Here is a 22,666-nt window from a genome sequence, read left to right as displayed (position 1 = left end):
ACCGCATGTTTGAATCCCTACCCGGCGCAGACGAGAACATCGTCAAGCCGGCAACCCAGCAGCCCATCGTGCAAGCCGTGCGCGAGCGCAAGGAGCAGCGAGAGGCCGCGGAGCGCCGGAAGGATCAGACGACCGTATGGGACGGATGGGGCGCTGCCCAGGCAAAGGGCGGCATCGGCTTCATCGACCGCTTCATCACCGAGCTGGGCTACGAGCCGCAGCAGGGCTATCGCATTCCCGCAGACGCGCGCAAGCGCTGGGAGTCGATGGGCCTGCGCCCGGAGCAGTGGGAGCTGTTCGGCCGGGCCACGTCCGACGAGCACCTCTCCTATCTGGAATCCGTGGCCTTTATGAATCAGATGGCGGACGACGACCTGGCGCAGTTCGGCCTGGGCGGACAGATCGCCCTCGGCTTCACCGACCCGGTGGCAACCGGCCTCGATCTCGCCACGGGCGGCCTGGGGTACGCAGCCAAGGCCGGACGCCTCGCCAACGCGGTGCGTTCCGGTCTACAGGCTGCGGGCACCTCCGCGCTGATGTCGGCCGCAACCTCCACCTACGACCCCGAGCAGACGCTCGCGGATGGCGTGCAGAGCGCCGCCCTGTCGTTCGCGTTCGGTGGTGCCCTCGGCGCTCGCCGGGGTGCCCTGTTCGACGGCGAGGTGAAGCCTGACGTGGTGAAGCGGCTGGCCGGTGACGACTCGCTGTCCGCCGCCCGCGTGGCAGGCACCGCCGCCAACGACCTCACGCCAGGCGTCCTCCCGCTGCGCAACGAGAGCGCATTCGAGCAGGAGTTCACCGACAAGGCGCTGGTCAACGCGCACATCACGCCCCACTTCGCCACCGTCCGCCGCGACCTTGCTGCCCGCATGGGTAGCGCCAAGTCGCCGCTGGTGCGCGAGGCGGGCCGCCTGCTGTTCCGCGATGGCGTCGGCTACACCGATCGCTCCGTCGCGGTCCAGGAGTCCACCAGCGAGTTCGCCAAGCGCCACCTGGCCGTCATGGAGACGGAATGGCGGAGCGGAGTGAACGCCGCATGGGACGCCTACAAGCAACGGACAGGCACCCATTGGTGGAACTTCTCCGAGCGCGCAAAGTTCAACGAGGAGGTCGGCCGTGCCGTGCGCGGTGCGCCTGACGTATCACCGGAAGCCGCCAAGGCGGCCGGCAGCGTCGCCAAGGCGATGCGCGATGCGCTCAAGCTGGCGCAGGACAGCAACCTCGACGGCTTCGCCAACGTGGCGCAGAACGGCAGCTACCTGCCGCGCTACTGGAGTGGCAAGGGCTTCAAGCGCCTGTTCGGCGAGATGCAGCTTCACCAGGACGACGTGATCGAGCAGCTCATCAAGCCCGCCATGCGTCGCGCCTGGGAGGCCACCACCGACGAAGGCGACGAGATCGACGACGAGCTGCTCGGGGCGGTTGCACGCTCCTACCTCAAGCGCGCCCAAGCGAACTTCGAGGGCGACGGGATGGACCTGCTGGTCCGCCCGCTGGACAGCGATTCGGTCGAGGAGATCGGCAACATGCTGACCGAGGCGGGCGTCTCGCCCGTGCGGTCGCAAGAGCTACTGTCCAAGCTGGAGCGCAAGACCTACGAGTCGGGCAAGCTCGACCGCGCGAAGAAGCGCATCGACCTCGACGAGACCTACTCCACCACCATCCGCAACGAGGCTGGCGAGGACGTGCAGGTCTCGATGGCCGACCTGTTCGACAACGACGTGGACTCGGTGATGACCCGCTACATGCGCGAGATCACCGGCTGGTCGGCGCTGTCGTCGAAGGCTGGCATCAAGAACCGCGCACAGCTCGACCGCTTCGTGTCGAAGCTCAAGAGCGACGCCCGCAAGTCCGGCGACGACGTGAAGGACATCGAGCGCCTGATCGACATCGGCCTCAAGTCCACCTTCGGCCGCAGCACCGAACTCGATCCCGCCAGCCGAGGCGCACGCTACGCGCGGTTCCTGCGCAACTGGAACTTCGCCCGCGTGATGAACCAGGTCGGCTTCTCGCTGTTCGCCGAGCTTGGCCCGACCATCGCGCATGCCGGTCTCCGCAACTTCTGGAACTCCGTGGGTGCCGCCCGCGACTTCCTGGTGCGCGGCGCTGACGGCAAGCTGTCCTCGCAGGAGGCGCGCGTCATGGAGCGGCTGTTCGCACCCGGCACCGACTGGCTGCGCAACCCGCCGTTCCTGCGCCTGGACGAGGATGCGCTAGTGCCGCAGACGTTCAACGTCAAGCACGGCGAGAAGATCGACAACGCGATGAACATGGCGACGCACGTCACCTCGGTCGCATCCGGCATGGCCCCGATCAACACGATGCTCCAACGCATCGCCGGTCGCGCCACGCTGCTGCGGCTGCTGGACATGGCGAACGCCAAGAAGCTGTCGGACGCCGAAGTGGCCCGCCTGCGCACCTGGGGCCTCGACGAGAAGGCCCAGGCCGACGTGTTCGGCTACCTCAAAGGCAAGCGGCAGATCGAGCAGATCGACCCGGACAAGCTGCCGTTCCAGACGCGCGAGCGCATGGCGGCCTTCCTGTTCCGCGTGACGCGACACCAGGTTCTCGAAGGTGACGCCTCGGACAGCATCGAGCTGATGCACTCCACCACCGGCCGCATCGTCACGCAGTTCCGCAGCTTCATGGTCAACAGCTACACCCGCCACTTCCTGAACTCCGTCCACCACTACGACGACTGGCGCACCTACGCGATGGTCGTGCTGTCCACTTCGGCAGCAGGCATGGGCTGGGCGGCTCGCACGTACATCAACACTGCGGGCAACCCCGAACAGCGGAAGAAGCAGCTGACGCAGGAGAACTTCTACAAGAACGCTGTCGCGCAATCGAGCTGGTCGAACGTGATCCCCGCGGTCACCGACGCCGTGTGGGCGGACGCCTTGGGTAACGACCCGGTGTTCGCCAACAACCGCTCGACCGGCCTGGAGAACGGCGTGATGGGCATCCCGTCCATCGACCTGTTCAACAAGGTCTACGGCAGCACGCGGATGATCGGTTCGGCCATCCGCGACGATGAGGAGATCACCGAGAAGCAGATGCGCGACTTCTGGAAGATTTGGTGGTTCAACAACATGACGGGCGTCCGCAACATCGCGGATCAAGCCCTACAGCAGTTCCCTGACCGCAAGGACGGGACTGATCGACCGTAACCAGGAGGCCCTTCGGGGCCTCCACCTTTTTGAGGACGCATGATCGAACTATCGCGCGGCCTTTCCTTCGTGCTCTACACCTACGAGGGAGGCCCTACGCGGTTCACCGTGCCGTTCCCGTACATCGCCCGCGAACACATCCGGGCGTTCGTCGGTGAACCGGACGCGGCCCGCGCTGTCTCCGTGTCGTGGGTGGACGCCAGCACCATCGAGATTCCGTCGCAGGATGGCGTGCTCGACGCACCCTACACTGTGACCATCCGGCGATTCACGCCGATTGACGCCCTCCTGGTCAACTACAAGGAAGGCGCAAACCTCCCGGCGCGCGACTTGTCCAAGTCGTTCCGCCAACTGCTGTACGCACACCAGGAACTCGCCGAGTTCGGTGGTGGCAGCGGCCTCCCCGGTGGCGGCCCCGGTAACCCCGGTGGCGACCCGGACCTCAACGCAATCATCGAGCAGCTCCTCCGCTCGCCAGCACTGCAAGACCTGCTGACCCGCATCGACCTTATCGACGTGAACGCCGAGGCGATCCTGGAGGAAATCATGCGCTCGCACGAGTTCTTCGACGTGCAGCGCGACTATGGCGACAAGATCAGCACGGCCACCCACGAGATCGGACTGCTGACCGAAGGCAACAAGGTCATCGCGCAGCAGATCATCGACCTGTTCGCGCGGGTGGACTACGGCGAGCAAAGTAGCCAGGCACGATTCCTGGAGGTCAATCGCGCCATCGCTGACGAGCGCTCCGCGCGCGTCGAGGCGATCACCGAGCTGCAAGGCCAGGTGGTCGAGAACGGCAAGACGATCTCCGCAGCGCTCAACCAGCGCATCGACGAGGTGGAGAGCACCACCGAAGCGGCGCGTGCGGCCACCGAGCAGCGCCTCGGCGCAGAGATCGAGGACAGCGCGGCGCAGGTCCGCACCGCGGTCATGGCCGAGGTTGACGCAACCAAGGCCCGCGTGTCCGACGTTGAGACGGCAGTAGTCCGCCACGGCGAGAACATCGCTGGCCTGGCCGAGACCACCGAAGCCCTGACGGACGCCGAGGGTGCCAACACGGCATTCCGACAGCAGATGGCGGCCAGCTACGGCGCGAACGTGCCGCAGGGGATTGCCAATGAGATCGACGGCCAGGTGTCGGCGGTTTCGGCCGCCTTCGAGCAGCGCATCGACACCGAAGCGTCCGCGCGCGAAGCCCTGGCTTCCCAGGTATCCACGCTGGAGACCAGCACCGCGCCGACGATCTTCTCGGACGCGCAGCCCTCCCCGCCCGCTGGCGGCTTCAAGGTTCCGACCTTTTGGGTCAAGACCGTGCAGACCGGCGCGTACCTGACGCAGATTTGGGATGGCACCGGCTGGCGCAAGGCCGACCTGGATGTCACCTCTCCGACCGGCGCGCTGGTGCAGCAGCTCAACACCACCAAGATCACCGCCGAGCAGGCACAGGCCATCGCGGCCACGCAGGTCCAGGCGTTCAAGGACGGCGACTTCGCCACCATCCGGCAGGAGTTCAACGTGGTCGCCGGGCAGCACTCCGGCATGTACGGTCAGTGGCAGGCCAACTACTCGGTCAAGATCAACGCGGGCACCATCAACGGCGTCCCCGTGGTCGCCGGTATCGCCCTCTCCGCCAACCCGCAGACCGGCAGCGACTTCATCGTCACCGCGGATCGCTTCGCCTTCGTCCACCCGCAGTACACCTCGGGCGGCACCTTGGCGAGCATCAAGTATCCGTTCGTGATCGGCACTGTCGGCGGCCAGTCCACCGTGGGCATCCAGGGTGCGCTGGTGGTGGACGGGACGATCACTGCGGACAAGATCAGGGTGAACTCCCTGGCCGCGCTCACGGCAAACGCAGGCACGATCAACGGCGGCACGTTCAAGACCCACACCCTCGACGGCAACGGCAACATCGTCAACGCTGCCGAGTTCCGCGTGGAAATCTCCAACCTCGGCGACTGGCCCCTGTGGGTCGGCTCCGGCGCGAAGAACGCCAACAACGCGGTGTTCTACGTGGACCGCAACGGCGGCGCGTTCTTCCGAGGCCGCGTCAATGCTCCCAACATCGTTGGGCAGTTCCAGTCGGCGACCGGCGTGTGGTGGACCGGGGCAACGAGCCTCTGCTACCAGGCGGGCAACAACTTCATCCCGCTCGGCGATTGGGTGGCGATCCACGAGTTCTGGCTCGGCGCTCCGGTGCTGGCTGGCGAGGGTCATACGCCCTCCGTGTCGGTGACCGTCACCGCGAACACGCGCGTCTACGGGCTGCACGTCATCTTGGAGGAGCTGCGCGACTCTGTGTGGGTCGTCATCGCCTCGCACGAGCCGCCGATGTACCGCGCGTTGATTCAGCAGATGGGCGGCGACGGCAACACCTTCACTGCGTCCAACTTCTACACCTACGAGCAGTCGGTGACGCTCTCGGCGTCCGGCGCATGGACAGGCGGTGCCCGCGCATTCCGCGTGCGGTGCCGCGCATCCAGCCCGCCTCCGCAGGTCCACGGCTACGACGCCCCGGCCTACCCGAACTACCTCATCACGTCGATTGGCGGCTTCGCCTTCGGCATCCGATAACCCTCAGAGAGAACCCAAGCACCGCATGAGCACTACCCCCGGCTACGTCTCCAACGCCGAGCTGGCCTCGCGCCTCTCGACGCTGGTAGACCGCTGGAACCGGCGCGAGAATCAGATGATCGCGCTGCTGACTCAGGAGGAAGGCACCGTCGTCGTGACGGACGGCCTGGGCAACAACCACACCCTCCCCTCGTTCCCGCAGCTCCAGAAGGACGTGGCCGGGCTGACCGACGAGCTGACCGGCTCGGTCGTGCAGGTGCGCGACCTGGTGTCCGTGGCAACCGGCATGGCGAACGCCGCGCAGGCGTCCGCAGATGACGCCTCTGGCTTCGCCGACGCTGCCGAAGCATCCGCCGTGCGCGCTGCGGAATCCGCCGCGAGCATCGACGACGACGTGCAGGCCACCGCCGACGCGGCGACCTTCGCTGCTGCCAAGGCGGCCGAGGCTTCCGACAGCGCGACCGAGGCGGCAAGCTCCGCAGTGGACGCCGCCGCTTCGGCGACGGCCTCGGCCACCTCGGCGCTGGCTTCGGCTGGCTCCGCAAGCCAGGCGGGCACGTCGGCCACCGCAGCGGGTCAGGCGCGTTCCGACGCGCAAGCAGCGGCGACTGCTGCCGCCACGTCACGGGATCAGGCGCAGACCATCCTGGGCTATGCGACCGACGCGGCCGACCGCGCGGAAGCTGACGCCACCGCTGCCGCAGCATCGGCTGCCGCAGCCGCCGACAGCGCGACCGCCGCAGCGACCTCGGTCACTCAGGCGACCACCCAGGCCAACCGGGCGGAAGCCCAGGCGTCCGCCGCGGCGACCAAGGCTGGCGAGGCTGCTGGCTCGGCGACCACCGCAGCCGGTCATGCCTCCGCTGCGTCCGGCTCGGCGTCTGCCGCCTCGATCTCGGCGCAGACCGCATCGTCGGCCAAGGCCGCTGCCGAGGCTGCCCGCGACAAGGCTGGCCTGTACGCGAACGCGCCGCAGGGCACCGAGGTCTCGCCGGGCGAGTTCTCGGCGAAGCATTGGGCCGCCCAGGCGCAGGCTGCCGTCACTGGCTCGCTGGTCTACATGGGATCGTGGGATGCCGGCACTGGTGCGTTCCCGGCCAACCCGGTGAAGGGTCACTTCTACAAGGTGGTCGGCGAAGGCACTGTGGGCGACATCCACTGGCGAGTCGGCGACCAGGCGCTCTACGGCGCTACCTGGGAGAAGATCGACAACACCGATCAGGTCACCAGCGTCGCCGGTAAGCAGGGCGACGTGACCCTCGTGGCTGGCGACATCGGCGGCCTGGGCGCGCTGGCGACCCGCGACGACGTGGACTTCAACACCCACGTCACCGGGAAGCCGACGACCTACCCGCCGAGCACCCACACGCACACCAAGGCGCAGGTCGGCCTCGACAAGGTGGACAATACCGCCGACCTCGACAAGCCGATCAGCACCGCGACGCAGACGGCGCTCGACGGCAAGGCGGCGGCGACGCACACGCACACCATCGCCAACGTGACCGGCCTCCAGTCCGCGCTCGACGGCAAAGCGGCGGCGTCCCACTCGCACACCATCGCAAACGTAACCGGGCTGCAAGCGGCGCTCGACGGGAAGTCGGCAATCGGCCACACGCATACCGCCGCCGAGATCGCCAACGTCGTCAACGTGACCGACGATCAGTCCATCGGTGGCGTCAAGACGTTCGCCTCCGGGCAGATTCGTGTGCAGGGATTTGGCGGCGAGGCCACGTCCGGCGTCATGTACCTGGGGTCGCTGGATCGCTATGTGTACGTGCCGCCAGCTGCGAACTCGCTGGAGTTCCGATTCGGCGATGGCACGGGTGGCGTCGCGTCCCTCAACGCTGGCGGCACCGTCTGGACCTCGGCGAACTTCAACCCGGCAGGAAAGGCCGACGCCGGTCACACGCACACCATCGCAAACGTCAGCGGCCTCCAGTCCGCACTGGACGGCAAGGCGAGCCTGGGTGGCGCAACCTTCACCGGGCAGGTCACTCTGGCCTATGGCGCGCCGCTGCGGTTGACCGGCATGGGTGCAGCGGGAACCGCGTACATCCACGGAACGAACGGCGCTGGCGATGACGTTTGCTCGATCACCCGCGTGAACACGAACAGCTGGTACAACCTGTACTGGAACGGTGCTGCGAACATTGCGGGCCGCCTGACGGTCGGCGATCAGATTTACCTCAACGCTGGCTGGTTCCGCTCCCAGCAGTCCGGCACCGGCTGGTACTCGGAAGCGCACGGCGGCGGCATCTGGATGCAGGACAGCACCTGGGTTCGCACCTACGGCGGCAAGGGATTCCTTATCGCTGGCCCAGGCGGTAGCGGTGGCGACCTCCGTTTGGAGAGCTACTCGCCAACCATCACCTGTTACGACTCCGACAACGGGACCACGCACTGGCTCCATTGCAACGACAACAACCACGGCTTCCTCGCCAGCAACGCCTTCTCGTGGTGCGCCTACCGCGACGGCAGCAACAATTGGGTCGCCACGGGCAACATCGTCGCCTATGCGTCCGATGCGCGTCTAAAGAAGAACATCGTGGACGCCTCGGCCTCCAAGGTGGCCGACTTCTTCGACCGCTTCCGTGTACGCGAGTTCGATTGGGATGCCAAGGCAATCGCCGAGCTGAATCCCACGTTCCACCCGAGCGCGGATCACGAGGTCGGCGGCATCGCGCAGGAGGCCGAGGAGGTCTACTCGTTGATGGTCGCCACGCACGCAAACGGCATCAAGACGATCCAGTGGGAGAAGGCTATTCCCTTCCTTATCGCTGAGGTGCAGGCGCTGCGTAAGCGCGTCGCGGACCTTGGGGGAGGTGCCTGATGGCCCTCCCCGGCTCCGGCCCTATCTCCTGGGAAATGATCCGCGCCGAGTTTGGCGGCGGCTACCCGATCTACGCGGACCAGTATTACCGAGGACGTGGATTGGTGCCCGACGTTCCGGCCAACTACGGCGTCCCCACGAGCGGCCCGATCTACGCCTCGCAGTTCTACAACGCGGTCAAGGCGACGCCGTTCCAAGCATCGCTGTCGCCGAGCTACCTGATGGGTAACTGGCCTCAGTCCACCAACGGCACGGTCAGCGAGTCGTTCAGCGTTTATTGCTCGGGCGGCACCGGCAACTACTCCGTGGTCTCCCGCTCCGTCACAGGCGGCGCGTCGATCTCCGGCAGCGGCCTCGGTGGCACTGTGACCGCCTCTGGGCGGAACACCTCCCGCATGGGGCAGTTCACAGTCGTCGTCACCGATGGCGTCACGCAGATCACCCTGACCGGCAACTACGAGTACAGCTTCGGTCGTCCGCTCTAACGCATCCACCACCTACAAGAGACCTAATGCACGATGAAGTGAAGCTGGTCGGCGCTCTCGCGGGCGTCGGCCTCATCGTGGGCATCGCAAAGATGCTCACGTCGAACGATCCGATCACCTGGAAGCAGGCGCTCGGCCGCGCAATCCTCTCTGGCGCTACCGGCCTTGCCGCTGGTGCCATCGTCATTTTCATCCCCGGCGTCTCCTTCGTCGCCCAGGTCGCGCTCGCGTGCATCCTGGCGTCGCTCGGCACGTCCGCGCTGGAGACCGTACTGAACCGCGTCGTCAACAAGTGACCGCCCCCAAGGATGCCTTGGAGCGACTGCACGCCGCAGTCGCTGACAAGCTCGCCGACACCATCGACTCGATGGAGTCGGACGCGAAGGGCCTGGCCTCGATCCTCAACGTGGCCCGGCAGTTTCTCAAGGACAACGGCATCGACGTTGCGGCCACGCCGCCCGGCTCACCGCTGGGCAAGCTGGCCGACAAGGTGTCCGAGTTCCCGTTCGATCCCGCTGAGGATGGGCGGCTGAACTGATGGAGGGCATGACGAGCCTCCACGTTCGTCACCCTTTCGAGGACTTCCGCAACTTCGCCTGGTACGTCTGGAAGGAGCTGGGGCTACCAAGCCCCACTCCGATCCAGTACGACATCTGCGAGTTCCTGAAAACCGGCCCGCGCCGTCGCGTCATCATGGCGTACCGCGGCGTCGGCAAGTCCTGGGTGACGGCCGCCTACGTCTGCTGGCTCCTCTGGAAAGACCCCCAGCACAAGATCATGGTGGTCTCGGCATCGAAGGAACGCGCCGATGCGTTCTCGGTGTTCGTCAAGCGCCTGATCGAAACCCTGCCTGAGCTGCAACACCTGCGCCCGCGTCCCGACCAGCGCAACTCGAACCTGGCGTTCGATGTCGGTCCCGCGCAGCCCGATCAGTCGCCCTCGGTGAAGTCGGTCGGCATCAACGGCCAGCTCACCGGCTCCCGCGCCGACACCATCATCGCGGACGACATCGAAGTCCCAAAGAACTCCATGACCGTCGTGCAGCGCGAGAAGCTCGCCGAGCTGGTCAAGGAGTTCGACGCGGTGCTCAAGCCTGGCGGCGAGATCATCTACCTCGGCACTCCGCAGACCGAGGAGTCGCTCTACAACAAGCTGCCCGAGCGCGGCTACGTCATCCGCATCTGGCCTGCGCGCTACCCGAAGGACACCAAGCACCGTCAGGTGTACGGCGACCGCCTCGCGCCGATGATCGCCGATGCGTTCGACGCGAACCCCAAGCTCGCCTGGAAGAACTGCGAGAGCGTCCGCTTCTCCGATGAGGACTTGATGGAGCGCGAGGCGTCCTACGGACGCTCCGGCTTCATGCTCCAGTTCATGCTCGATGCGTCGCTGTCCGACGCCGAGAAGTACCCGCTCAAGCTGTCCGACCTGATCGTGATGGACGTGGACCGCGAGGTCGCTCCGATCCGCGTGGTCTACAGCAGCGGCCCGGAGTACATCGTCAGCGACATCCCGTCCGTGGGCTTCACTGGCGACCGCCTGTACCGGCCCATGTACCTCGCCTCGGAAATGGAGGAGTTCACCGGCAAGGTACTCGCCATCGACCCCTCGGGCCGAGGTGGCGACGAAACCGGCTACGCGGTCGTCGGCATGCTTCGCGGCATGCTCTACGCGCGCCGCGCTGGTGCGACCAAGGGCGGCTACGACGACGACACGCTGGAGACCCTGGCGCACATCGCGCGCGCCGAGAAGGTCTCCGCAGTCCTCATTGAGGCGAACTTCGGTGACGGCATGTTCGCCAAGATGCTCTCCGGCGTCCTGGCGCGCGTGTACCCGTGCTCCATCGAGGAGGTGAAGCACTACGGCACCTCGAAGGAGAACCGAATCATCGACGTGCTGGAGCCGGTGCTGAACCAGCACCGCCTGGTGGTCGATGCCTCGATCATCCGCGCCGATCAGAAGTCCGAACAGAAGTACCAGCTGTGCTACCAGCTGACGCGCATCACGCGCGACCGCGGCGCACTGCGCCACGACGACCGCCTCGAAGCGCTGGCGATGGCCGTGAAGTATTGGGCCGACCAGCTCTCCCGAGACGTGTCCAAGGAGGAGCAGCGCTACCTGGAGGAGCTGCTCGACCGCGAGTACGCCTCCTTCATCCAGTCCGTGACCGGCCGCATGCCGTCACCCGACAACTACCTCGACATCCTGTAGGAGACCCAATGTCCAACACGCTCGCTGCGTGGCTGATGGCGCTCGCCGCCGCTGGCCTGCTGTACCTGTTCCTGCGCCGCAAGAACGACGACGACAACGACGGCCCGAGCGCACCCGCGCCGGTAACGCCGTGCGACTGCAACCACGCTCCCTGCTGCCACACCCAGGGCGGCCAGTCGAACCCCTACGCGCCGGTATGACCGACGCAAAGCTGCCGAGCCTCGTGGAGGTCAGGGACAACCTGATCCCCGCGGCGGCCCGGCTGCTCCCCGGCGTGGCCTTCACTCCCGAAGCGAAGGTCATGCTGCTCGCCATTGGTCTCCAGGAATCTCGCTTCGAGCACCGCAGGCAGATCAAAGGCCCCGCACGCGGCTTCTGGCAGTTCGAGGCGGGCGGCGGCACCGCAGGTGTACTCCGTCACCCGGCGACCTCCGCACGCGCCTCACAGCTCGTCTCCGCGCGTCTGGAGCGTCCCTCGACCGCTGCGGTCAACGAGGCGCTCGCCTCCGACGACGTGCTCGCCTGTGCGTTCGCTCGCCTGCTGCTGTTCACCGATCCGCGTCCGCTGCCCGCCCTGGGTAACCCCCAGGCCGCATGGGACTACTACGTCCGCAACTGGCGGCCGGGCAAGCCGCACCGTGACACCTGGGACGCGCTCTACGCGAAGGCCCTGGCAACCATCCGCAACACCTAACCGGAACCCATGAACTTCAAGACCATCTACAACCGCGCCAGCGAGCGCCTGGTGCGCGCCTACGAGCGCGCTAAGGGGTACGTAGCGCTACGCATTGCCCTCGCCTCGCAGTGGCTCCTGGAGCGCCTGCGCGAGACCTCCCGTCGCACCTACACCGGCTGGCTGTTCGTCGTCGTGTTCCTGGCGCTGCCCTACGTCGTCCTCGGCGGCCTGTGGGAGCACCTGCGGAATGCCGCGGAGCGCCTGTGGGATGACGTGAACGACATCGAGTGGGCTGCGTTCACCCCGAGCTACTGGCGGGAGCACATCAAGCAGTGACCACGCTGGCCTTTGACGGCCGGCTCGTTGCTATCGACTCGCAGGTCACCGCTGGTGATCTGCGGTACGAGGAGGAGAAGTTCTACCGCACCACCGACACCACCGGGCGCGACCTGGTGGTGTTCGGCGCGGGCACCACTTCCCACATCCAGCGAGCCGTGCGCGAGCTGTCGGAGGGATTCGACGAACTGACCAAGGGCGAGTACACGATCCTCGTGGTCGGCCTGCGGGACAACCCGGTGGCCTTCTACCACGACGGTCTCCCTCTCGACCTCCGGCGCGACTTCCTCGTCGCCGGTAGTGGTGGTGCGATTGCCCTGGCCGCCATGAAGGCAGGCCACAACGCGACCGAAGCAGTCCTCATGGCCTGCTCGACGGACCTCTACAGCGGTCCTCCGGTGCAGACCTACGACACGGTTACAAAGCGTTTCCTAAAACGCCGGACCTGAACTACTGGCGCATGGACGCGCCTAAACAGGAATGCCGATTTGGCGAGTCCTATCAAGGGCGCTCATGAGTTCTTTGATGCGGTACGGCTTCGGGAGAAAGGTCGCCCACTGGTGAGCGTCAGGGAGCTGCGGGTTCGGCACCCCGGACGCGAACATGTAGGGAATTCGGTGCGACAGCAGGTAATCGGCGACGGACATTGATGCTCCGTCCTGCGTCTGGATGTCTAAGATCGCCGCGTGAAATGCTTTCGCCTCTATGCGGTCGAATGCATCGGCAGCGGAGGCGACCACATCGACCTCGTAACCCTGCATCGCCAGGATTTCCTTCAACATCCCTGAGAGGTCAGGATCATCTTCCATGACCAACAACGAGCCGAGCCGACCCTGGCTGTATGCATCCGTAGCCATCGCGCGTTCTCCCACGCCTACGTTCCCCAAACGGTTCGTACCGTACACGACGGCCAGTTAAAAGACAGGAAACGACTCTACCTGAAAGTGAACAGTTCAGCTATCACGCCAATTCTTCATCCTTGAACCACCACATTACAGCCAAGACGACAAACCAAACGATCAGCGGGACGCCAATCGTGAATTCCACGAGTAGGCCTCTCATGTGCTCGTGCTGCGCGGCCTCAGTCAGTGCAGAATCCAGAATTGGCACCGCATCGGCCACCACGCTGTACGCGGTCGTGTCATCGTTTATGACCTCGCGGGTACGTTCGACCAGCTCCCGTGCTGCTCGAAGCTTCGCGTGCTGATATGCGGCGGGCACTCCAGCACAGACCAGCGAGAGGACAGTGACCAGCGCCGCCAAGCGAATGAGGAGGGTATTGAGCGATGCCATAGATGCTCGTTGTAATGTCTATGCCAACCGCTAAGTTTATTCGACCACGGAGCACTGGGAGGGCTTGACAAGGGTGCTATCATAGTAAGACCTAAGTATTACTCTAGCAGGACTATAGAGTTCTATTCATTGGTATTCACCATCAAGTAGAGCTACAGTTCTCCTATGCACTCCTGGGGTGTTCCTCTGTCCTCCTTGGGTGCCACTGCGGCGGACTAGACCTCCGTCCCATCCTTGATGACCCATAGCACCACGCCCGCACCAATCCAAGCGAGCGCCGGGATGCCCAAAGCGAGCTGGAGAAACAGGTTGCGGGAATTGCGGTTGCTGATGAGGTCATTCGTCGCGGCGTCAAACGTCCGCACCGCCTCATCAACCAACACCTGCGGCGAGGCGTCGTTCTCGATGATCTGCTCGTTCCAGGAACGCAACTCCTCAGCGCTCCTTACGCCGGTCTGAAAGTACGCGGCAGGGAGTCCTGCGAGCACTAAGGCCAGGACGGTGATCGCGGTAGCGGTTCTTATCGTGTATCGGCGGGCGTACATAACGTCTCCTCGAAGTGACAGAGGTGGTCGAAAGGTTTGCGGCAAATTTCCGAAGGAGTATCCAACTACTTGGAACGGCGCGATCACCCCCCGTAGGGGGTCGCCCCCTGTAGCGTAAGGCACGATGCGCCCCCTTCGCGTCACCTGCGGCGTCACCACCTCGGCTAACCTACTGATTCCAAAGGTGAACCACCGGATTAGGTATCCAGTGCCTAGGCAATCCCATGCGATACCTGGGCAACCTGCGGACATCCGCGCTCAAACGTTCGCGCCCCTGTCTGTCCCTATCTGTCTTTTTGCCCTGACCGCCACGCGCCCACCTCGGCACCACCTCGGCACACCTGCCGACCACCTCGGCACACCCTGCCCGGCCTATGCCCACCTGCCGCCCACCACGGCCAGCCAATGCGCCACCACGGCCCACGCAAGGCCCGCCACGGGCACCCCTACCGCCCCGCCTATAGAAGCTCCCCACGCGCGCGCTAGGCGCTCCCTGCGACCATCCAAAATCGTTGCCATCGGGGTATTGACAGCCATGCGGGGATTGATCTAATCTATACCCGTCGCCAGCAACACGGCGGCAGCGGAAAAGGCGGCGACAGACGTGCGACCGATGGATCGACAGCACCTAGAGCTTATCCCGCCAGCACTGAGGACTAGCCCCAAAGGCCCCTAAGCGCACCGCAGGTAACGTCCGGCTCAACCATCCCCCTACCGGGAGTGATTGACAAACCGGGAGCAAAAGGGCATAATGCCCACCATCGAACAACGGCCGCAGGGTGCGGTCGGGACAGTAGGAAAGGGGCAGGCAGGAGCGCCGCCCACGGCAGAACGCGGGGAGCTGGGAACACTAGCCGCGCCGGGAAGTGTAAGGGCCGATGAAGGCCGCCACGGATACCGGGTCACCGCCAGAAAGAGCGGGGCCATCTGTACGGGATTCCTAGGCGAGCTGGAGGCGCTCCCGGAAGCTGGCGACGGTCAGATTCCATGCCTTACGAGCATGAGTCTGACCGCCAAAGCGCCCCTACCGTTGTGATGGGGCGTTTTGGTGGTCCGATTCACTGGAGAGCAACCCATGACGATGATCCCGTTTGATATGACCGCCCGCGACTACTACGTGGCCGGTTGCATCCGCCGCGGCATCCGCGAGCACCGCGCCCGACTCAACGAGCGGGAGCGCCAGGCACACAAGAACCGCACCCAAGTTGCGCCTTGTCCATCCCCCGTTGTCATCTGATCCCCTTTCGTCAACCCGGTTTTCCACACCCCGCCGACGTGTGACGGCGGGTCTTTTTTGGAGCTACCATGAGCACCAATGGACCACTGGAGGACTTGCAAGTGCGCAAGCTCACCGCTGAGATTCGCAAGATCAACCGCGAGAGCGACAAGCTGATGATGGAGACCCGGTGGTATCCGCTGGTGGTCGCCACGGCCTTTGTGGCTGGCATCGTCACGCTGACCAAGCTGTTCCTCTAACAGCGCCCTACCCCAATCCCCCGAAGCCGCCGCAAGGCGGCTTTTTTGTTGCCCGGAGAAAGCTATGAACAAAATTCCTTCCGCCCTGATCGCCGCCGCTCTGCATGTGGCCCCCAAGAATGACGTTCGCTTCTACTTGAATGGCGTGCTGATTGAGTCGCACGCCGATGGTGCGATCATCGTTGCTACAGACGGCCACCGCATGCTTGTGGTGCGTACCAGCCTGCCGTGGGACATTGGCAAGATCATCGTGCCGCGCAATGCGTGCGAGCTGGTCGCCAAGATGAAGGGCGATGTCTATTTCAGCGCCGTGGGCGATGCCAGCCGGTTCAAGGCGGAGCGCGGAGGCCAGGCCATTGAGTTTGCTGCCGTTGATGGAACCTACCCGGACTGGCGTGCTGCGGTGTCCAAGCCGAACGAACTCAAGCTGTCCGGATTCGCGCCTGCCGTCCTCGAAGGCGTAGTGAAGGCGGCCGGTGTAATTTGCAAGGCATTCGGCGGCAAGGCCACTTCACTGATTCCGGTGACTGGCGGCGACGTGGCGGCCATGTTCGGTATTGGCGGCATCACCGATCCGAGCATCAGGTGCGCGTCTTTGATCGTCATGCCAATGCGCGACTCGTCATACCCGGAAGCCCTGTGCAGCGACGCGCTCCGCGCTTAACCCGAACCCATCAGCCGCCGCAAGGCGGCTTTTTTGTTGCCCGGAGAAAGCCATGAACCTCGACAACTACGCCCCCGAGAGCGCGAAGCGCATAGCCGTGGCGCTGGTGGATGCCGCCCTCGCCGCTGGTTACTCGCTCGGCGTCTACGACGGCGAAGAAACCACGGTGCGGCACAGCCGCGACCGGCAAGAAGTGTTGGAGGCCCTCGCCTCTACCGACCACGATCACCTGCGGTTCTACCGCCCGGACGCAACAAAGGCGGGGTTTGTGCTCCTGATTTGGGAGAACGGGGACGACGCCGCGAGCGACTGGAGCGACAACGACGAGACCAACGCGCTGGTGATGCCGGTGCTGCGCGGGCTGGGGGTGCTGTGATGGAACTGCGCACCTACGGAACCCGCAACGTGTTCCTGGCACAGCCGGGGCGCTATCACGAACAACTGGCGGCGACCGCGATGACGCCGCAGCAAGCCGAGGAGTTCGCCACCGTGGTCAACCGCGCAATCAGGGATACCGACTTCGACCCCATCGACCTCGCGCAGCTGGCGAGCGGGTGGACGTGGCCCGAGCCGATGAGCACCGCGCCGCTGGGCATTGAGGACTCCGAATTTCTTGTCGAGGTGGCGCGCATGCTGCACCGCCTCTGGCAGGAGGTCGGCGAGCAGTGGAGCGGCGTTTGGGCCTACGACATCGCCGACCCGCTGGGCGGGTGGCTGTCGAGGAACGGCATCAACCACGAGACCGCCGATGGCGTGGCCCGCGCCGAGCAGCAGGCCCGCGCATGGATCGCCGAGGGCATGGGAGCCGCGCGATGAGCTACCGCGAGGAGGACATCTTGTTCGAGACCGAAAAGGCATGGGTGCTGCGCAAGGGGCCGAACCATTTTGAGGTCTACAAAATCGGCCTCACCCACTCGACACGCCACGGCATTTTTCACAACATCCCCGGCGCACTGGATCGCGCCATCGAACACGCAAAGGGCCTGTCGCAATGAGCAATGACAACGAGCTGGCTGTACCTGCCGGTGACAAGCTGGTCACCCTGGGCGACCGATCGGTCTCCTACGGTCCCCGCCAAGAGTTCGACGGGAGCGTCGAGCCTTGCGCACCGATGGCCGCGCAGTTTTGGGGCGTCTACCGCTGGGCCGGTAAGGACCGCTGGTGGTGGATTGCCGACGTGGCCGACGAGGACACCGCCCGCGCAGTGGCCGCCGCCTACCTGCTGAACGTCAAGCCCGATTGGGCGCACTGACCGATAACCACCCCTGATCCCGAGGCCCGCCTAGTGCGGGCCTTCGCATTTCTGGAGCACACCATGCAAATCTACGTTGCCTGCCTTGCCTCATATAACGCTGGCGTCCTGCACGGCGAGTGGATCGACTTGGAGGGACGCGACGCCGACGACGTGCGCGATGAGATTGCCCGCATCCTGCGCGAGTCGCCGCACCCGAACGTGACCGTTGATTGCCCGGATTGCGGCGGTACTGGAACCACATACGTCCCCCGAGTATTCGGCGGGGCGGAATGCACGGCGTGTGGCGGAAGCGGCAAGGTCGCCAGCGCCGAGGAGTGGGCCGTCCACGACTACGACGACGTGTTCGGGGATACCTGGGGCGAGCACCCCGACCTGGACAAGCTGTGCGCATTGCAAGAGCGGCTGGACGAGTTGCACAACGACACCGAACGCGCTGCCTACACGGCCTTCTGCGACCACGAGGGCCTCGACGATGTGACCGTGGAGCAGTTCCACGAAGCCTACGTGGGCCAGTTCGATAGCTGGGCCGACTTTGCCGAGAACTATGTGGACGAATCGGGGCTTCTCCACGGCGTGCCCGACGCCCTCTCCCGCTACTTCGACTACGAGAGCTATGGCCGCGACATTCGGCTCAACGGTGACGCGTTTGAGGTGAGCGGCTTCTACTTCTGGAGCCGCTAACGCCGCTTCCGCAAGACCCTGCGCCAATACAGGTATGTGCGATGCGCCGGCACCGAGCTAGTCCACACCCATACGACTAGGTGAAGGGCCGTAATGGCGACTTCTACGCGGGGGTCAATCATCGAACGGTCCTTGGGGTCGGGAGTGGCGATCACGCCCTTCAGCCCTAATCATAAGGCCAATCTCGATATTTGGCACTCATTGTTCCATTTGTAGCACTTGCATAACAGGAGACTTACATATGCGTAACGCAGATTTCACCGCAAACTCGACCCTGGTGATCGTCAACGTGGCCCTCCGCGTCCACCAGTTCGGCCCGTTCTTGGTATTCGAGCGGGAGGTTTTGGTCCTGCATGAACGGACCTACGAGGTGCCCGAATGATTCGGACCATCAATTTCGACCATAACGAGAAGCGCGGCGCTCTCCGCGCGATGCTCGGCCTACTCAACGAGCGCGTCCAGTTCTCGGTCGTCCCCGAGGACTGTGGCTGGCGGGTGTCGTATCCGGTCCCACCCGCGGCCCCAACGGAGACCCCGCGGCCATGACTTCACTGCACCAGTCGGGATCAATCTCTCCCGTGGTACTTGATTCCTACGGACGCGCCATCATTGTGGCCTGTAGTCTGCCCGACGGCAGCGTCATGCTGTCGGGCTGCGCATCCGCAGACGACCAGGGGGGCGTTCTCAGTCTATGAGTACGGTGAGACGGACAATAGCCAGCGCGGTAGTCCGCGTAGGGCAAGGACTGTTTTTGCATCCGTGGTCGGGGCCATTGTGACCCTGGCGGCGATGCTGGCACTACCGTTCTTAAAACACTGAAACGTAAGACCTTTTTGTGGAGCGCAGCCGGGGGTGGCGGCGCATTACAACGCCGTGAGCAGGGGACAGGACGGCCCCTTCGCAGGGCAGAAGTACCTGGACCTGTTCGTGAAAGCCTTTGGATATGAGATCGGAATCGACCCCTCCCCCACGCCTTGGCAGCGTGGTTTCTGGATGGACAAAATTGGCAAGAATGCCATCAACATTGGCTTGGGCCTTGTAATCCTTACATTGCGGCTCCAAGATAGACCCTGATGGTTTCCCAAGGGGGAACCATCCCCTTACGGAAAATGAGCGCACCATGAATCTCTCGCAGAAAGAACTGACGGCCATTCTCACAACCGCACTGTCAGCCTTCCGGGAAGAGATCGACGAGGACATCACCGCCACCCGCATCCTCACCCTACTCGCCGTTGTGGACGAGCCGGGCATTCAGCAGGTGGACCTTGAGCGCGTCCTCGGCGGACTCTCTCCCTCCGCAGTGAGCCGCAATGTGCTCGACCTGTCGTCTATCAAGCGTAACCGCGAGCCGGGGCCTGACTTCCTAGAGCAGCGCCCTGATCCCGCCTACCGCAAGCGCAACCTGATCTTCCCGACGACCAAGGCGCTGCACTGGCTGGCTTCGCTCGCAGAACGTGTCAACCGCAAGGTGACGGCGCGCGTCGCAGCCGCCTAACCCCCAACACCCCGTTGTGCCCCGAGGCCCGCCTAGTGCGGGCCTTTTTCATTTCTGGAGATACACATGGCCCTTCGCCTCAAAGGGACCGCGCCCAAGCCGGGTGCGCCCGATAAGCGCTACTACATGCTCGACGTGCAGGAGGGATACCGGCGCGTGCGCTTGTCCACCGGCACCCGCGACCGCGTGGCAGCCGAGCGCAAGGAGCAGGCGGTCCTCGACGCCCTGCGCGACGACCCCGAGATTGCAGAGGACGCGCTGCGGGAGCTGATTCGGGGCAAGTCCCGGTCGGTGCAGATGGCCGTGGCGAAGGCCAAGGTCCGCCAGCGCACCCTCAAGGACGCGATGGACGACGCGCTGGACGACCGCAACTTTTGGGGCAAGCTCCGGTCCATCGACACCGTGCGTACCAACTGCAAGGTGGTCCAGAGCTACCTGGGCGAGGAAACGCCCATCAACGACATCACGCAGGCCGCGGTCAACGACATGGCGCAGCGCATGCTCGCCGACAAGGCGGCTCCCGCCACCGTGAACCGCAAGATGCAGTGCCTCCTTGCCCTACTGAAACGCGAGAGGAAGGCCGGCCGGTTCTTGGGAGAGCTGCCCGAGTACAGCTTGGCCGACGAGAGGGACAACGCACGCACGTTCGTCCTGAACGTTGAGGACGAGGAATTGATCCTGGCGCGGCTGCTGGAGTGGGACACGCTCCCGAACGGCCCTGCCGGAGGGCACCCACGGGTGCGCGACGGGGCGGACTACCGCGACCTGTTCGTGTGCCTCGCCGACCTGGGCTGCCGCATGAGCCAGGCCATCGGCATCCGGTGGTCCGAAGTAGTCGATCAGGGCGGAAGGCTCCACGTCCGCTTCTGGCGGCACGCTACGCTCAAGAAGGGGCGTCCCCGCACCCTACCCTGCACCGCCCGTGTCGCCGAGGTTCTACAGCGGCGCAAGGACGCCCTGGCGGCCACATCGGACGGCCCCTTCACGATGCTCAATCGCACGCGCGCCGACCGGCTGTGGCAATGGGCCATCAAGGGGACACATCTCGCTTCCGAGAAGGAGTGCGTACCGCATGCGCTCCGCCATACGTGCGCCACTCGGCTGCTGCTGGCGACCGGCAACATCAAGCTCGTGCAGGAGTGGCTCGGACACCGCGACATCCAGACCACCTCAGCGGTCTACGCGAAGGTACTGGCCGAGCAATCGCTCCAAGGCATGTCTGCACTGGAGCAGTTCCGCCTCCCAGCCGCCTCGAACGGAACAGGTGACGTTCCGAGACAGGGATCAATTGCCAAAGCGGGAATCCAATAGGACAACTGACCGTCGCCAGCTTATTTTTCAATCACTTAGGCAATCTGTGCTCGGCCAGATGGTGCGAAAGGCGGGACTCGAACCCGCACGAGGTCACCCTCACTGGAACCTAAATCCAGGGCGTCTACCAATTCCGCCACTTTCGCGTGGCCGGCTCAGGCATTCATTGTCGCAGGCGACGGCGGGAATCGGAAGGCCTGCACAAAACTGAACATGACAGCCCTGTGCTCATTGCCCGCGCCAAAGGCCGCCCCGAAGGTCGTGCGACCGTTCGGGACGGCGGCGACTCAGTGCTTCGCCTCGGCAGGGGACGCAGGTGCGTCAGCGCCCTGCCCGGCCGCCACATCCACCTTGCGGATGTCCACGCCACCCTTGTCGGTGCGACGCAGCCCCATCGCCTCCGGCGCAGCCTCACCCTCCACCGGCTGCGCCGGCTGCATCTGCATGGTGTCACCGACCGGGCGCGCCGGAACCGCCCCTGTACCTGCATCGCGCTCCATGGTCTGCGCCGGATCACGTTCCGGCGCGCAGGCCACCAACACCAGCAACGCAAATGAAACCCACAGCCCCCGGCGCAGTCGTTTCATATCGGCCATCAGGATCTTCCTTCGTACATGCATGCGCTCTCGGCGCGGAAGATCCATTGGGTGCGATGAAGGGCGCAGCGCGGTGAGAAGCAGCGCACAGCATTGAAAACACTGATGACGCGTATGCCCCTGATTTCAGCATCGCTTCAGTAGATCCACGCCATGCGCGGATGAAACGCCACCCGGCGAACAGGCAAGAAAAAAGCCACTTGGCGAACCAAGGGGAAGCTACTGCGCATTCGCGCCGCAGCCCCACGCTTTGCATGGCAAAGTGCGGGCCCCACTTCACCAGCCCCCACATCCCCGCGGCTTCGCCGCGCCCCCTTGACTCAAGGGGGCTCCACTCCAGCCAGCACCGCTGGTATCTGCAGACGCCACCCGGCGAACAGGCAAGAAAAAAGCCACTTGGCGAACCAAGTGGCTTTCGTCTGGTGGGCTGTCAAGGATTCGAACCTTGGACCTATTGATTAAGAGTCAACTGCTCTACCAACTGAGCTAACAGCCCGAAATCGGGGCGCGAATTATGACCCGATCCGCTCGGTGGGTGCAAGCACTTTTTTCAACGTGGTTGAAACCAGCACTGCGGTCCCGCTGCTGCTGCAGATCCACGCCGAGCGGGTTCTGCAACGCGTGATCCATCGAAACGATAGGAGTCACACTTATAAGAAAAAAGCCACCTGGGGTACCAGGTGGCTTCTGTCTTGGTGGGCCGTCAAGGATTCGAACCTTGGACCTATTGATTAAGAGTCAACTGCTCTACCAACTGAGCTAACGGCCCGTGAAACTCAGACGCACATTGTAGCGTGCTTTCTGTTTATTGCAATACCGTTTCGGCTGCGCCGATGCGGTTGAATCAGTGGGGTGGCTGAGGGGATTCGAACCCCCGACCACCGGAATCACAATCCGGTACTCTAACCAACTGAGCTACAGCCACCACTGAAACTTTCGCTCCACCGCCGATGAGGCTGACGTTGGAACTTGATGCTTTGCTTATGGGCGGAACCAGAAGTCCGTCCCCCCGAAGCGAGTCCGGCATTTTCCGGGAGTCGCGAAGGAATTGCAAGCACTTCTTCA

Annotated in this window: 26 protein-coding genes and 4 tRNA genes; 22 read left to right on the top strand and 8 right to left on the bottom strand. The window is 64.4% G+C overall.

The genetic code is table 11. The features are described 5' to 3' along the window. Window positions 1-5: 5 nt before the first annotated feature. From M1L61_RS04490 to M1L61_RS04440, 11 genes are read left to right on the top strand one after another with little or no spacing between them, the layout of a single operon-like run. The gene (locus M1L61_RS04490; RefSeq protein ID WP_005412397.1) at window positions 6-3,170 is read left to right on the top strand and encodes a hypothetical protein; all 3,165 of its coding nucleotides are present in this window, start codon (window positions 6-8) and stop codon (window positions 3,168-3,170) included. A gap of 39 nt (window positions 3,171-3,209) precedes the next feature. Further along, complete coding sequence (locus M1L61_RS04485) at window positions 3,210-5,747, top strand: phage tail fiber protein (RefSeq protein WP_005412396.1); 2,538 nt, start codon at window positions 3,210-3,212, stop codon at window positions 5,745-5,747. Between the two features lie 25 nt (window positions 5,748-5,772). Then, on the top strand, window positions 5,773-8,577 hold the full coding sequence (locus M1L61_RS04480; protein ID WP_005412395.1) for a tail fiber domain-containing protein: 2,805 nt from the start codon (window positions 5,773-5,775) through the stop codon (window positions 8,575-8,577). Continuing rightward, complete coding sequence (locus M1L61_RS04475; RefSeq protein WP_126411773.1) at window positions 8,577-9,062, top strand: hypothetical protein; 486 nt, start codon at window positions 8,577-8,579, stop codon at window positions 9,060-9,062. Before M1L61_RS04480 ends, M1L61_RS04475 begins: the two co-directional genes overlap by 1 nt. 26 nt (window positions 9,063-9,088) lie before the next feature. After that, window positions 9,089-9,358 carry a hypothetical protein gene (locus M1L61_RS04470; protein WP_005412393.1) on the top strand — a complete coding sequence of 90 codons (270 nt, stop codon included), beginning with the start codon at window positions 9,089-9,091 and terminating at the stop codon, window positions 9,356-9,358. Continuing rightward, window positions 9,355-9,600 (top strand): hypothetical protein, encoded by a 246-nt coding sequence (locus tag M1L61_RS04465; protein WP_032961803.1) that lies wholly within the window; start codon window positions 9,355-9,357, stop codon window positions 9,598-9,600. The genes M1L61_RS04470 and M1L61_RS04465 overlap by 4 nt, the downstream gene beginning before the upstream one ends. Window positions 9,601-9,608: 8 nt before the next feature. Then, window positions 9,609-11,273: a phage terminase large subunit gene (gene terL / locus M1L61_RS04460; RefSeq protein ID WP_032961836.1), complete on the top strand. Its 1,665-nt coding sequence runs from the start codon at window positions 9,609-9,611 to the stop codon at window positions 11,271-11,273. 8 nt (window positions 11,274-11,281) lie between these two features. Continuing rightward, window positions 11,282-11,473 (top strand): LPXTG cell wall anchor domain-containing protein, encoded by a 192-nt coding sequence (locus tag M1L61_RS04455; RefSeq protein WP_005412390.1) that lies wholly within the window; start codon window positions 11,282-11,284, stop codon window positions 11,471-11,473. Next, window positions 11,470-11,967, top strand: a complete 498-nt coding sequence (locus M1L61_RS04450) for a hypothetical protein (protein WP_065426719.1) — start codon at window positions 11,470-11,472, stop codon at window positions 11,965-11,967. The genes M1L61_RS04455 and M1L61_RS04450 overlap by 4 nt, the downstream gene beginning before the upstream one ends. A gap of 9 nt (window positions 11,968-11,976) precedes the next feature. Further along, window positions 11,977-12,285 carry a hypothetical protein gene (locus M1L61_RS04445; protein WP_005412388.1) on the top strand — a complete coding sequence of 103 codons (309 nt, stop codon included), beginning with the start codon at window positions 11,977-11,979 and terminating at the stop codon, window positions 12,283-12,285. Continuing rightward, the gene (locus M1L61_RS04440) at window positions 12,282-12,734 is read left to right on the top strand and encodes a hypothetical protein (protein WP_005412387.1); all 453 of its coding nucleotides are present in this window, start codon (window positions 12,282-12,284) and stop codon (window positions 12,732-12,734) included. Before M1L61_RS04445 ends, M1L61_RS04440 begins: the two co-directional genes overlap by 4 nt. Window positions 12,735-12,755: 21 nt before the next feature. Here M1L61_RS04440 and M1L61_RS04435 read toward each other — a convergent pair whose 3' ends face one another. The 3 genes from M1L61_RS04435 to M1L61_RS04425 all read right to left on the bottom strand — a co-directional run bounded on the left by M1L61_RS04435 (window position 12,756) and on the right by M1L61_RS04425 (window position 14,123). Next, a complete protein-coding gene (locus M1L61_RS04435; protein WP_157173538.1) occupies window positions 12,756-13,094 on the bottom strand; it encodes a response regulator in 339 nt (112 codons plus the stop codon). A gap of 151 nt (window positions 13,095-13,245) precedes the next feature. After that, entirely contained in the window at window positions 13,246-13,578 is a 333-nt protein-coding gene (locus M1L61_RS04430) for a hypothetical protein (protein ID WP_032961798.1), read from the bottom strand. A gap of 215 nt (window positions 13,579-13,793) precedes the next feature. Continuing rightward, window positions 13,794-14,123: a hypothetical protein gene (locus M1L61_RS04425; RefSeq protein WP_032961796.1), complete on the bottom strand. Its 330-nt coding sequence runs from the start codon at window positions 14,121-14,123 to the stop codon at window positions 13,794-13,796. Between the two features lie 1,075 nt (window positions 14,124-15,198). Here M1L61_RS04425 and M1L61_RS04420 point away from each other — a divergent pair. From M1L61_RS04420 to M1L61_RS04370, 11 genes are all read left to right on the top strand, one after another. Beyond that, window positions 15,199-15,360, top strand: coding sequence for a hypothetical protein (locus tag M1L61_RS04420; protein WP_154267699.1), 162 nt, complete (start codon window positions 15,199-15,201; stop codon window positions 15,358-15,360). Between the two features lie 68 nt (window positions 15,361-15,428). Further along, on the top strand, window positions 15,429-15,599 hold the full coding sequence (locus M1L61_RS04415; protein WP_004154558.1) for a hypothetical protein: 171 nt from the start codon (window positions 15,429-15,431) through the stop codon (window positions 15,597-15,599). Window positions 15,600-15,663: 64 nt separating this feature from the next. Further along, window positions 15,664-16,263, top strand: coding sequence for a hypothetical protein (locus M1L61_RS04410; RefSeq protein ID WP_005412385.1), 600 nt, complete (start codon window positions 15,664-15,666; stop codon window positions 16,261-16,263). A 52-nt stretch (window positions 16,264-16,315) separates the two neighbouring features. Continuing rightward, a complete protein-coding gene (locus M1L61_RS04405) occupies window positions 16,316-16,639 on the top strand; it encodes a hypothetical protein (protein ID WP_005412384.1) in 324 nt (107 codons plus the stop codon). Further along, a complete protein-coding gene (locus M1L61_RS04400; protein ID WP_005412383.1) occupies window positions 16,639-17,079 on the top strand; it encodes a hypothetical protein in 441 nt (146 codons plus the stop codon). The genes M1L61_RS04405 and M1L61_RS04400 overlap by 1 nt, the downstream gene beginning before the upstream one ends. After that, entirely contained in the window at window positions 17,076-17,258 is a 183-nt protein-coding gene (locus M1L61_RS04395) for a hypothetical protein (RefSeq protein ID WP_032961794.1), read from the top strand. The genes M1L61_RS04400 and M1L61_RS04395 overlap by 4 nt, the downstream gene beginning before the upstream one ends. Continuing rightward, a complete protein-coding gene (locus M1L61_RS04390) occupies window positions 17,255-17,515 on the top strand; it encodes a hypothetical protein (RefSeq protein WP_032961791.1) in 261 nt (86 codons plus the stop codon). Before M1L61_RS04395 ends, M1L61_RS04390 begins: the two co-directional genes overlap by 4 nt. 63 nt (window positions 17,516-17,578) lie before the next feature. Then, complete coding sequence (locus M1L61_RS04385; protein ID WP_032961789.1) at window positions 17,579-18,199, top strand: antirestriction protein ArdA; 621 nt, start codon at window positions 17,579-17,581, stop codon at window positions 18,197-18,199. 241 nt (window positions 18,200-18,440) lie between these two features. Continuing rightward, a complete protein-coding gene (locus tag M1L61_RS04380; RefSeq protein WP_005412379.1) occupies window positions 18,441-18,581 on the top strand; it encodes a hypothetical protein in 141 nt (46 codons plus the stop codon). 738 nt (window positions 18,582-19,319) lie between these two features. Further along, window positions 19,320-19,694: a hypothetical protein gene (locus tag M1L61_RS04375; RefSeq protein ID WP_005412378.1), complete on the top strand. Its 375-nt coding sequence runs from the start codon at window positions 19,320-19,322 to the stop codon at window positions 19,692-19,694. 66 nt (window positions 19,695-19,760) lie between these two features. Next, the gene (locus M1L61_RS04370; RefSeq protein ID WP_049417433.1) at window positions 19,761-21,005 is read left to right on the top strand and encodes a site-specific integrase; all 1,245 of its coding nucleotides are present in this window, start codon (window positions 19,761-19,763) and stop codon (window positions 21,003-21,005) included. A 59-nt stretch (window positions 21,006-21,064) separates the two neighbouring features. Here the strand turns inward: M1L61_RS04370 and M1L61_RS04365 are convergent. From M1L61_RS04365 to M1L61_RS04345, 5 genes are all read right to left on the bottom strand, one after another. Next, window positions 21,065-21,151, bottom strand: a tRNA-Leu gene (locus tag M1L61_RS04365). Window positions 21,152-21,292: 141 nt separating this feature from the next. After that, window positions 21,293-21,601, bottom strand: coding sequence for a hypothetical protein (locus tag M1L61_RS04360; RefSeq protein WP_010483896.1), 309 nt, complete (start codon window positions 21,599-21,601; stop codon window positions 21,293-21,295). A 420-nt stretch (window positions 21,602-22,021) separates the two neighbouring features. Beyond that, a tRNA-Lys gene (locus M1L61_RS04355) sits at window positions 22,022-22,097 on the bottom strand. Between the two features lie 197 nt (window positions 22,098-22,294). Then, a tRNA-Lys gene (locus M1L61_RS04350) sits at window positions 22,295-22,370 on the bottom strand. 79 nt (window positions 22,371-22,449) lie between these two features. Continuing rightward, window positions 22,450-22,526: transfer RNA gene (locus tag M1L61_RS04345), tRNA-His, on the bottom strand. Between the last annotated feature and the right edge of the window lie 140 nt (window positions 22,527-22,666).

The organism is Stenotrophomonas sp. NY11291, from assembly GCF_023277365.1.
Classification (GTDB): domain Bacteria; phylum Pseudomonadota; class Gammaproteobacteria; order Xanthomonadales; family Xanthomonadaceae; genus Stenotrophomonas; species Stenotrophomonas geniculata.
This window is presented reverse-complemented; position numbering and strand designations above follow the sequence as displayed.